10 protein-coding genes are annotated in these 11,076 nt (G+C 60.8%); 6 read left to right on the forward strand and 4 right to left on the reverse strand.

Annotated elements, in window-relative coordinates; translation table 11 throughout:
- The coding region (locus tag AX692_RS16345) for an ABC transporter substrate-binding protein (RefSeq protein ID WP_062347425.1) at nt 1-892 on the forward strand (892 nt) is incomplete at its 5' end.
- A 128-nt stretch (nt 893-1,020) separates the two neighbouring features.
- On the opposite strand, the gene AX692_RS16350 is transcribed toward AX692_RS16345, so the two are convergent.
- The gene (locus AX692_RS16350) at nt 1,021-1,500 is read right to left on the reverse strand and encodes a MarR family winged helix-turn-helix transcriptional regulator (RefSeq protein ID WP_062347432.1); all 480 of its coding nucleotides are present in this window, start codon (nt 1,498-1,500) and stop codon (nt 1,021-1,023) included.
- Between the two features lie 489 nt (nt 1,501-1,989).
- Here AX692_RS16350 and AX692_RS16355 point away from each other — a divergent pair, with 489 nt between their 5' ends.
- Both AX692_RS16355 and AX692_RS16360 read left to right on the forward strand, forming a co-directional pair.
- Nucleotides 1,990-2,538, forward strand: coding sequence for a MarR family winged helix-turn-helix transcriptional regulator (locus AX692_RS16355; protein WP_066271311.1), 549 nt, complete (start codon nt 1,990-1,992; stop codon nt 2,536-2,538).
- A gap of 257 nt (nt 2,539-2,795) precedes the next feature.
- Nucleotides 2,796-3,950, forward strand: a complete 1,155-nt coding sequence (locus AX692_RS16360) for a serine hydrolase domain-containing protein (RefSeq protein WP_062347427.1) — start codon at nt 2,796-2,798, stop codon at nt 3,948-3,950.
- An 88-nt stretch (nt 3,951-4,038) separates the two neighbouring features.
- Here the strand turns inward: AX692_RS16360 and AX692_RS16365 are convergent, their stop codons facing one another.
- Entirely contained in the window at nt 4,039-5,223 is a 1,185-nt protein-coding gene (locus AX692_RS16365; protein ID WP_037556851.1) for an alpha/beta fold hydrolase, read from the reverse strand.
- 236 nt (nt 5,224-5,459) lie between these two features.
- The gene (locus tag AX692_RS16370) at nt 5,460-8,474 is read right to left on the reverse strand and encodes a Tn3 family transposase (RefSeq protein WP_037555775.1); all 3,015 of its coding nucleotides are present in this window, start codon (nt 8,472-8,474) and stop codon (nt 5,460-5,462) included.
- Between the two features lie 131 nt (nt 8,475-8,605).
- Here AX692_RS16370 and AX692_RS16375 point away from each other — a divergent pair, with 131 nt between their 5' ends.
- From AX692_RS16375 to AX692_RS16380, 3 genes are read left to right on the forward strand one after another with little or no spacing between them, the layout of a single operon-like run.
- Nucleotides 8,606-9,166, forward strand: a complete 561-nt coding sequence (locus tag AX692_RS16375) for a recombinase family protein (protein WP_011950653.1) — start codon at nt 8,606-8,608, stop codon at nt 9,164-9,166.
- On the forward strand, nt 9,163-9,426 hold the full coding sequence (locus tag AX692_RS19265; protein ID WP_066210351.1) for an NAD(P)-dependent oxidoreductase: 264 nt from the start codon (nt 9,163-9,165) through the stop codon (nt 9,424-9,426). The genes AX692_RS16375 and AX692_RS19265 overlap by 4 nt, the downstream gene beginning before the upstream one ends.
- A complete protein-coding gene (locus AX692_RS16380; protein WP_026002710.1) occupies nt 9,423-10,712 on the forward strand; it encodes a glycerate kinase type-2 family protein in 1,290 nt (429 codons plus the stop codon). Before AX692_RS19265 ends, AX692_RS16380 begins: the two co-directional genes overlap by 4 nt.
- Here AX692_RS16380 and AX692_RS20825 read toward each other — a convergent pair.
- Nucleotides 10,687-11,031, reverse strand: a complete 345-nt coding sequence (locus tag AX692_RS20825) for an NTP transferase domain-containing protein (RefSeq protein ID WP_081095405.1) — start codon at nt 11,029-11,031, stop codon at nt 10,687-10,689. The genes AX692_RS16380 and AX692_RS20825 overlap by 26 nt on opposite strands.
- Nucleotides 11,032-11,076 lie beyond the last annotated feature (45 nt).

The following is an 11,076-nucleotide window of genomic DNA, read 5'->3' on the forward strand; positions in this document are numbered from 1 at the left end:
GGTGCTGTCCGTCGAGGAAACGTTCTTCCGGATGCTGCGCAATCGCGAGTTCGATGCCGCCGAGCTTTCGATGTCATCGTATTGCGTGACTCTGGGCCGGGACAATCCAGACTTTATCGCCATCCCGGTGTTCCCGTCACGTTTCTTCCGTCATTCCTGCATCTTCGTGTCGGCCAAGAGCGGCATCGAAAAACCGTCCGACCTTGTCGGCAAGCGCATCGGCGTCCCGGAATATCAGATGACCGCGCCGGTCTGGATCCGCGGTATCCTGCAGGACGAATATGGCATCGACCCGGCGTCGGTCACTTATGTCACGGGCGGCGAGGAAGAGCCGGGCCGTGAGGAAAAGCTCAAACTCAATCTGCCGGACAAGTTCAAGGTTGAGCCGATCGGGCCAAACCAGACGCTGACCCGGATGTTGGCTGATGGCGAGATCGACGCGCTGCACACCGCGCGTGCTCCATCGACCTTCTATTCGGAACCGCACAATGTGCGGCGCCTGTTCCCGGACTTCGTCCAGGTCGAGAAAGCCTATTTCGGCAAGACGAATATCTTCCCGATCATGCACGTCGTTGCCATTCGCCGCGACATTTACGAGAAGAACCGCTGGATCGCACAGGCGCTCTACAAGGCGTTCGTCCAGGCGCAGCAGCTAACCTACGAACAGCTGCGCGTCTCAGCCTCGCTCAAGACGATGCTGCCCTGGCAAATTGCCGCGGTCGAGGAAACGATCGCGACGTTGGGCGATCAGTGGTGGCCTTACGGAATCGAGAAGAACCGCCACGTACTCGAGACCTTCACGCGCTATCATCATGAGCAGGGTCTGTCGCCGCGCCAGCTGACGATCGAGGACATGTTCGCGCCGGAGACGTTCGCGGAGTTCAAGATCTGACGTGATGCAATCCGGGAAATGACGGGGCGGAGCATAAGCGGTGCGGGAGCAGCGTGGTTGTCGATGCTCCGTCTTTGCCGGGCTGCCGCAGGATACCCGGCGAGCGGCCGCTGACCGGTTGCGCCCTGTCAGTCCTCGGCGGGGGTGTTCGGGATAGAATCGAATTCGGCGGCGAGATTGGCTGACATGCGCGAAAGCACGTCGACGCACGTCGCAACCTCGGCCGGATCGATCCCGGCGACGGCGATGCGGTTAATGTCGATCGCATATTGCATGAGCTCCGCTTCCAGGGCTTTGCCTCGTTGGGTCAGCGTAACGCTCAACTTGCGGCGATCAACCTTGTCGCGGGTGCGCTCTACAAGCCCGTGCTGCATCATGTTGTTGATTATCGACACAGTCGTGTTTTCTGTGACGTTGGTCATGTCGCTCAGATATTTCTGGGTGACGCCGTCGCGGATCCACAGCACACGAAGGTAATACCAGAAGCCCGTCTTTAGATCGTGCTTCGCCAGCATCGCATTGAGCAGGCGATCGAACCGCCGATGGCAGCGCCGGACCTGATAACCAAGGCTCCATTCCGGATTGAGCTGGGCGGGCCTGTTGGACAAATGCACTCTCCCTGGGGCGTGTCGCCATGTTCGCCCTCCCAATGAGGCAGGGGCAACGGCTTTGATGGTGCACCTGCCCGCCAACGTCCAGTTGGATACTGACGGCAGACTGGGCCTTGCCACGCTCTGCATCGGCGTCGGCATGGGCCTTGCGCTCGCGGTCGAACGGGTCTGAATCGTGCTTCGGTGACACCCTATCTATTCCACGCGGATTGAGCGTGGGTTCTCCGGCCCTTTGAATCCCGCCCGAACTAGGGTGGCCCTCGTGCCCTTACGTCGGTTGAATATATGGCAGTCACGACCATCAAGGCCGCCGAACGAACGCCGGAATCTCGCCCTCGACCCGGATGAGAAACCGCGGGACCGTCAAGTCATAATCCATTAACAAGTCAACCGACCCACGCGGCTGGGGCGGTTGCCAAGAAGGAATGCACGCTGGTTTCGACATTCAACAGGCCCGATGGTTCGGGTCATGCAGGGCCGATTTCGATGAGCGGAGATAGCGGGGAAATCAACCTGCCGTTCGACCTGAGTATCGGATATCAAATCCGACTCACGCATCGACTTATGCAAAAGCTGCTACAGCTGAAGATCGAGCAGTTCGGCGTCACCCTGGGCATGTGGTACTTCTTGCGCGTCCTGTGGGACCAGGACGGCTTAACCCAGAAGGAACTGTCCGACCTTGTTGGAACGATGGAGCTGACCACGCTTTCGGCGATCGCTTCCATGGAGCAACGGGGAATCGTTGCCCGGGTCCGCAACGCGGCGGACAAGCGGAAGATCAACATCTTCCTCACCCCTTACGGTCACGAGCTGAAAAGGAAGCTTCTGCCCATTGGCATCGAAGTTGGGGATATCGCTAAGACCGGCATTTCGCGCCGCGAAGCGGATCTCCAGATCGCCCTATTGGGCGAGCTGCAGACCAATCTAGAAGCTGCGATTCGGAGCCTCTCCCCCGAGGAGCCCGACGCGAAGCCGGGTCGGCGGCGCCGAGAGGACCGAGGGGTCGCCGGCATCACTCATGAGGCAGGCGACTGATGCGATAGTGGGTGTCCTCGCCACCATGGATGCCCCACATCAATGTTGCGCGCCGATACTTACATCACTAATGGTTAGATAACTAAGGAACTGCACGGTGGCGGTCTGCGACGTGAAGGTTGCGTGGAGAGGTGTGCTGATGGTCAGGCCTTGCCTCCGACCGAATCGTCGTCGCTCTCCACCGCGCGGTTGATGACTGCAATCGCTTAGGTGCGGGCCGCGTCCGGTCTGCGAGAGTATCGGGAGAGTTTGAACTTATGAGTTCATCAGCCTTTAAAGGCGCGGATGTGTCCGATCGCCTGGATCGCGCGATAGACAATGCTCTCGCCGACAATCGTTTGGTGGGAACGGTCGTGATCGTCGCCCGGGGCGGCAAGATCGCCTATCGCCGCGCGGCGGGATTTGCAGACCGTGAATCGCAAAAGCCGATGCAAACGGATAGCATTTTCCGATTTGCATCGGTGACCAAACCCTTTGTCACCGCCGCCGTGATGCGCCTGATCGAGGATGGTGTTGTGAGGCTGGACGATCCAGTGACGCGCTTCCTGCCCGACTTTCAGCCGCGCCTGTCCGATGGATCGGTTCCGGTCATCTCGATCCGCCATCTGCTCACGCACACATCGGGGCTCGGCTATCCGTTTCAGGAAGGGAGCGATGGCCATTATCGTCGCCTCGACGTCTCCGACGGGTTGGATCAACCGGGATTGTCGCTATCCGAGAATCTTCGGCGCCTGGCTGCCGCCCCGCTTACCGCCGCACCGGGGTCGGGTTTTCGCTATTCCCTTGGCATGGATGTGATGGGAGGGGTGGTTGAGAGCGTTACCGGTGGTTCGCTACGCGATGCTGTGCGCAAACTGGTCACGGATCCGCTGGGTATCGTCGATACCGGCTTTGCCGTTGCGGATGTTGAGCGGCTCGCGACGAATTACTTCAACAGCGAATCCGTTCCCGTCCGCATCACGGACGGCATGGTAGTGCCTCTGGATGCCTTCAACGGGTCGCTAACGTTCGCGCCGAGCCGTATCCTGGATCCAAACTCCTATCCGTCAGGCGGGGGTGGGATGGTGGGGACTGCGGGCGACGTCCTGCACTTTCTGGAAACCATCCGGCTCGGGGGTGGTCCGATCCTGAAGCCTGAAACAGTCGAGATGATGGCGACCGATCAGCTCGGACCTCAGGCTGCGGCCTGCGGGCCGGGTTGGGGCTTCGGCTTCGGCTGGGCAGTGCTTGCAGATCCGCACGCCGTCCCGTCGCCGCAGTCTCCCGGAACGCTTCACTGGGCCGGCGGATACGGCAATAGCTGGTTCATCGATCGTGCAAACGCGCTGACGGTCGTGGCCATGACCAACACGGCCTTTGAGGGTATGTCGGGGAAGTTCGTGTCCGACATCCGGGACGCCGTCTACAACTGATCCCCGCAAGGAATCCGCGACCGGCCGGCGTAAGCCGGCCGCGCCGCAGCGAAAATGCGGAGGCGCCGCGTCGATCGCGGCGGCCAGATCACAAATCGTTGCGGTGGCTCCAGTCGATGATCCCGTCGATACAAGCGCTGACATGTTCGGGCTGGCCCTGGTAGAAATGGGTCGCGCCCTTGATGCTCACAAATTCCTTGTTCGCAACGGTGAGCGCGTTGTGAATGATCGGATTATGGCTCGCGGGAACCGCGTCGTCCGCTTCATTCTCGATCTGCAGCACAGGGGTCCGATGGATCTTTGTCGCGTTAACGGCAGCCTTGGAGTTGGATAGGTCGTAGGACCATTGCGACAGCCACGAGCGCAGGGTTGAGAATCGCGCCAAACCAGCGGGTCCCACGTTCACCGTGCGTGGATTGCCAAGATAGGATGCCCCCGGCGCGCGTCCATTGGGGTCGATCGTCGGATCAATCCAGCGCACGTCGCACATCGTGCGGTGCGTGACGAAGGCGCGTTCGGTTTCGCCGTCGTTGCGACGACGGAGCGTGGCAAGCATTTCCTCGGCCCAGGCGGTAATTCTGCGATTGCGGGCCCGCTGCCTCTCGCGGAAGGCGGCGATGAAGTCAGCGGTGAATGGTGGTTTGTTCGGGCAGTCCGGACTATAGATATCGAATTCGAGATCGCGCGTGTCCGGGTCGAATTCGTCGATGACGGAGGGGTCAAGCCATTCGGTCAGCACTTCCGCCCGGCTGAGGTGGGCGGCGATGAGGACTATTCCGTCAACCCGCTGCAGCCGCGCTGCTGTCAGGTCATAAAGGTCGCCGGCGGGCGTGTGGGTGATTGTCGGATGTTCAGACTGGGCCGCATAAAACAGCGATAGCGAGCCGCCGCCCGACCATCCCACCAGGATCACCTTTTCATAACCCAGCGACTCGCGCGCGTGGCGCACCCACTGGCCCATGTCGTAGGCGACCTTTTCCATAATCAGCGCACTATCGTTTCTCGGGTAGCGACTCGACGCGCAAAGTACGTGCAACCCCGCATCGGCAAGCGCCTCAGGCATTGGGAGCAGCTGGGCCGTGGCTGTGGGGTGCATGAACAAATAGACCGCCTTAGATGGCCGCGCTCTCTGCCGGAACAGCTGGCCTTCCAGCTCGGTCGTGCCCTCGGCGCCCGCAAAACTGTAGGTCTCCGTCATCCCCGGTTGATCGCGGAAGCGAACGATTTCGGGAAGGCGATCCCATAGCGCCTTTGTCGGCAATCCTCTCTCCATGGCCATATCCTTAGTTATCTAACTATAATTGCGTATTACCGTACTCCAGTCAAGGGAAGGGCTTCCCATGCGAAGGGGCGCGCACTGAGCAACCATCCCCTCCCCTGTTTGCCCAAATAGGTAGCGGTTTTCCGTTGTCCTCGGTCACGATAGGTACGTTTTTAGGGCGGTACAGCCTATAGAGGGTCGTGCGGCTGAGCGGAACAGGAAAGTGTCGTAAGGGGCATTATTTCCTTTCAAAAGTCCCATTCGGAATTAGGTTGGCGTAGCGGTCTGAGGCCGCCGTTTGCGACGGCGTCAGGCACGGAGAAGTCGTAGCGGCCGAGGAAATTGATGTGACGCCAAGATATCGGCGAGAGCCGAGCGATATCGGCGGGCAGCGGCGGCGTCCCGGCCTCGCTGAGTTGGCGCACGGTTTCCTGCATGTAGACAGCGTTCCAGTGGACGATGGAGTTGAGGGCCAGACCGAGGACCCCAAGCTGCTCCTCTTGGCCCTGACGCAGAGGGCTTCTGATTTCGCCCCGATCGCCGTGATGGACGCGCCGACCGAGCTTGTGGCGCAATTCCTGCCGGTTGAGCTGAAACAATATTCGTCGCCGGAACGGCCGGTCATCGATGTATCGCAGGATATGCAGCGTCTTGATGATGCGGCCGAGTTCAGACAGGGCCTTGGCCAGCGTTGTTGGGCGGTCTTTGACCTGCAGCATTCGCATGACGCCTGCGGCCTTGAGGTGGCCGAGCTTGAGCGATCCGGCCAAGCGGATAAGGTCGGACCAGTTTTCCCGGATCAGATTGATTTTAACCCTGCCCCAGGCGGTCTGATCGAACGGCCCATAGCTCGCCTGGCGGTCGATACGCCAGAGTTTGGCGTCGCCGATGTCCGCCAGACGGGGGCTGAACCGGTAGCCCAAGAGCCAGAACAGACCGAAAATGGCGTCGGAATAGGCGGCGGTGTCGGTCATGATCTCCAGAGGATCGAGCTCGGTTTCCTGCTCCAGCAGGAGAGCCAGGACGACCAGGCTGTCGCGCAACGTGCCGGGGATGACCGCTCCGGTCAGACCGCTGAACTGATTGGAAATCATGTTGTACCAAGTGACGCCGCGCTCCTGGCCGTAATATTTGGGGTTGGGCCCGGCGTGTATGGCGCTCGACGGAGCGACAAAACGCATGCCGTCGGCGCTGGCCACCTCGCCTGCGCCCCAATGTTGGACGATATCCAGACGACTGTGAGCGGAAACGATCGCGGCGTTGGCCGCGGCGATGGTCTCGGGCCGAATGAAATTCTGACCGACCCAAGAAAGACGGTCGCGACGCAGAGCCGCAAATTCCGGGCGCACGATCGGCTCAAGACCGATGTTGCAGGCGCCGCCGACCAGGGTCGCGCACAGGCTTATCTCGAAGTGCTCGACGGTGGCCTGACGCTCGCTCAGATGCGTAAAGGACTTGGCAAATCCGGTTCGCGCCATGACTTCAAGAAAGATGTCGGGCATTCCGGCCTTCGGCATGCGCGTTTGGACGGCGGCGCGAAGTGCTCGAAGGCTCTCGGGTTCATCAAGCTTGTCGAGGGGCGTGACCACAATCCCCATCTTGTCGGCGACCGTCTCAAAACGCAGGTCCGGATTGTCGCCGGCGCGCGCAACGACATGTCGATATGCCTCGTCGAGAAGGCGGGAGAGACCGTCAATCTCAATGTCGGCTTCCAGAGATCGGCCCAGGGCGCGTGCTACCATCAACCTGGAATTGTGCCAGGACTCGCCCTCGAGCATCCCGCGCCGGGGATCCCCGTATCGGATGCCGGGCTTGGCGAACACATCGCGACGCTTGATCGCCAGACGCCACGCATCGATGATCGCGAAGACATAGGCCTTCGGGTCGCGCATCCTGCCATCGTCATCCAGGACATGTTGCCTCCACGCCTTCGAGACCGCAGCGATCGGTGCGCCGCGCATCTTGACGAGAGAGGACCAGTCGTCCACGCCCTTGAGGTAGCTGATCGCGGCCTTGACGTTTTTGCCACCTGGGGCAGCGTCGGTCTCGATGCGGGTAGCGATTTCAAAGAACAATCGCCGGGCGCTCCGCCATTTTGTTCGCAGTTGATCATAGGGCTTGGTCTCCGCGGGCTTGGCGATCGCCTCCACCTTGGACATGGCGGCCTCGATGTCGGGACGGGGCAACCGCTCGAAGAGCACATCTCGCCATTCATTGAGGGGCAGGGCGTCGTCGGTCAAAACCAACAGACCCATTGCGTGGAGCAGCATCGCGGCGCCATCGAGATCGCGCAGACTGCGCAGGCGGGCCTGTTTGTCGGCGGCTTCAGCCCCTTTCACCAAGTCGGCGAGCAGAGCCTCGGCCAGCTCGGCGGCGTCGTCCTGGGCCGCCGCTTCGAGCGTATGGAAGAGCGCGGCTACGGTCGCGGTTCGACGAGGCTCCTGAAGGGCGGCGATGGCCGAGGGCTTGCCGACGCGCGCTACCCGCGCGAGCCGCTCAAGGGTTGTGGCGGGAACGCCCCGCGGTGGCGCCGGCCGCAGATTGAACGCCCGGACCGCATCGAGCCGATCAAGGTGTCGGAAGAGTTCGGTCGGCATGCGCTTGGAGGGAACGGTCCGGAGCGCGTCCAGGGCGGCGAACGTGGATGTGTCGCCATCGTCAAACAGCGCGGCGATGCGCACGCGCTGGTCATCGCTCAAGCTGGCGACCAGATGGCGCCAAAGCCTGGTCCGCGCACGATCGCGGATCCTGCCAACCAGGCGCTCGACGACCGTGACGCCCGGCAGCAGCACCTTGTTGGCGATCAGCCAGGCCGCAGCTCGATCAATCAGGGGGCCGGGCCGATCGTCGCCGCTCCAGCAAAGGGCGTAGAGCCATCGGGTCAGCCGGAAACGTGCCACCGCGTTGTCGCCAAAGTCCGTGAAGCCGCAGTGCGTCCGGATGAGCGCGAGGTGCCGGATGCGTCGGCTTCCCGCAAAATAGGCGTCCACGTCCGTGCCGGGTTCAAGAGCGAGTTGTTCGATCACGGCCGCCAGGACCGACGCTGGGATCTCGGCGGGCGAGACTGGAAATGCGCCCAGAAACCGGGCGCTCGTCAGCATCACGGCAAAGCCGAGCCGATTGTGGTCGCCGCGCAGAGTTCCAATGAGGTCGCGATCAGTTTGGTCCAGATGGAAATATCGCGCGAGTTGATCGGCCGACGGTTCGCCATCAAAGCGGGCAAAGCCCTGACGCTGGGCGTCAGTGAGGTGACGGGTGGGCATACCGTGCGAAACTTTCAACTTTTGCGAAGGGGACGGCCCATGCCGATAAACAAGGCGAATTTCTTCGCAAAACATATGTGCGAAACAAAATTGTTTTGCAGTAACTTTCGCACAATATCTGGAGCAGTCGCATGAAGCTCGGCTACGCGCGCGTTTCCACCGAGGATCAGAACTTGGAAATCCAGCGCGGTCGGCTCTCGGAGGCGGGCTGTGAAATGATGTTCGAAGAGAAAATATCGGGGGCCGCTCGTGGCCGGCCCGAGCTTGAAAAGCTGATGGGTCACCTGCGCAAAGACGATGTTCTCGTCGTCGCCCGCCTCGATCGTTTGGCGCGATCCACCATCGAACTCCTGCACATCGCGGAACGCATCAAGGAAAAGCAGGCAGGATTACAATCGCTTGATGAACCTTGGGCCGATACCACGTCCCCGTCTGGCGTGATGATCATGACCGTATTCGCTGGGATCGCCCAGTTCGAGCGGACTCTCATATTGAGCCGAACCGAGGAGGGGCGAAAGGCGGCGATGGCGCGCGGTGTGAGCTTCGGACGCCCAAAGAAAATGCGCCCAGATCAGGCGGAGCTCGCTCGCCAACTCGTTCTCGAGGGTAAGTCCATTAGCGCCGTCGCAAGGACCTTCAACGTTCACCCGGCCACCATCTATCGCTGTATCGAGCCAAACAGTGCCTTATGACACTTTCCTGTTCCGCTCAGCCGCACGACCCGATTGCGGCGTTGCAATCCGGCAAGCTCGGCGGCGCCGGGCTCGACGTTTTTGTCGGCGAGCCCGATATTCGCCGCGATCTTGTAGAGGCACCTAACACCTTCCTCCTGCCGCATCTCGGAAGTGCGACGAGACGCGCAAGGGAAGGTATGGGCTTAAGCTTGGCGCGCGATATCGCCGCTTTCTTTGCCGGCCGGCCGGTCGAAAATGGCGTAGGTGTCTCGAAATGAGCGCGCTCGTTGATCTCGAGGCGAGGCAAAGGGTACAGCTTGATGCTCTCCTGTCGACAGCATTGAACGCTGCCGGCGTCGAAGGCAAGCTTGAGCGCTTTCTCCCCTCAGTTCCTCTCGGTCGAACCGTCGTCATCGGAGGGGGCAAGGCCGCGGCAGCGATGGCGAATGAGCTTGCCAGACTTTGGCCGGCCCCGCTTTCCGGCGCCGTCGTTGTGCCTTACGGCCATCAATCGCCTTCCTATTCCGGTCCAATTCAGATTTTGGAGGCTGGTCACCCGGTTCCCGACGGGAACAGCGTGGTGGCTGCGGACCGCATGATGGAGTTGGTCAAAGATCTTTCTCACGATGATCTCGTCATCGCGCTGATGTCTGGCGGGGCTTCGGCGCTTCTTGTCGGCTTGCCCGAAGGCGTCAGCCTTGAAGATAAGCAAGGACTGAACAAGGCCTTGCTGAAAAGCGGGGCAACAATTTCCGAAATCAATGCGGTGCGCAAGCAGATTTCCACGGTGAAGGGCGGCCGACTGGCGCATGCGGTAGGTAAGGCGCGCCTGCTCACTCTTGCCGTCTCAGACATACCGGGAGACGACATTCGCAAGATCGGGTCTGGTCCGACGATTGCCAATGCGGCGGAAGCCGTTGCGGCGACACCGATTCTCGAGCGATATGGCATAGATGTTCCGGAATCCATCAACCGGCACCTGCGGAAGGGTTTGGATAATCCCTCACCTGACGATCGATCAAGACGGGCAGGTGATAGTGCGTTCCTGATCGTCAAGCCGGGCGATATTCTCATTGCAGCAGCCCGGTGCGCCGAAAGCGTCGGCTACAAGCCGATCATTCTGGGGGATGACCTGGAGGGGGAGGCGCGTGAATTGGGTTCCGCGCATGCAAAGCTGGCGCTCGAAACGCTTCGAGCGGGGCGTAGGGCATGCATTCTGTCCGGCGGAGAGACGAGCGTGACCGTCTCCGGCCGAGGCAGAGGAGGCAGGAACAGCGAATATCTTCTGGGCTTTGTGCTGGCGACAGCGGGGCAGGAAGGGATTGCGGCGCTGGCAGTCGATACCGATGGCCTGGATGGCGCCGGCGACAATGCGGGAGCTGTTGCGTTCGCGTCGACCTTGACGCGCGCTGCCGGGAAGAAACTGGATGCTGCGGCCTATTTGCGCCGCAACGATTCCTATAGCTTCTTCGCTGCGCTGGACGATCTCGTCGTAACAGGACCCACATGCACGAACGTCAACGATTTCCGGGCCATTCTCATCGATCCGGTGATTGATCGCTAAGCTTGGTCGGTAGTCTGGTTAAACCATCGTGCCTCTGATTCCATTGACTTTGTGCGGCCGCCAACGCTGCCGGTGTGTCCAGGTCAAAGTGAATACCGGGATCGTCAATATGGATGGGAACGACAGACGCGCGATATTTTTCGAGAAGTGAGCGTGCGCCAGTATCACCTGAGAGATTCAGCAGCGCGGGGAAAAAATCAGAACCCCATGTGATCGGATTCCCCCTTCGCCCATCGCTTATAGGAACCAAAATCGTCGATGGGGTCGCTTGCTGAGCCATCCTTTGCAAGAGGCTTGCCGGGACAAATGGCGTATCCATCCGGTGAAGGCCGCACCCGTTTCAGTTAGCGGTCACTGGGTTTGA

It is taken from the genome of Erythrobacter donghaensis (assembly GCF_001557325.1).
In the GTDB taxonomy this organism is placed as follows: Bacteria; Pseudomonadota; Alphaproteobacteria; order Sphingomonadales; family Sphingomonadaceae; genus Erythrobacter; species Erythrobacter donghaensis_B.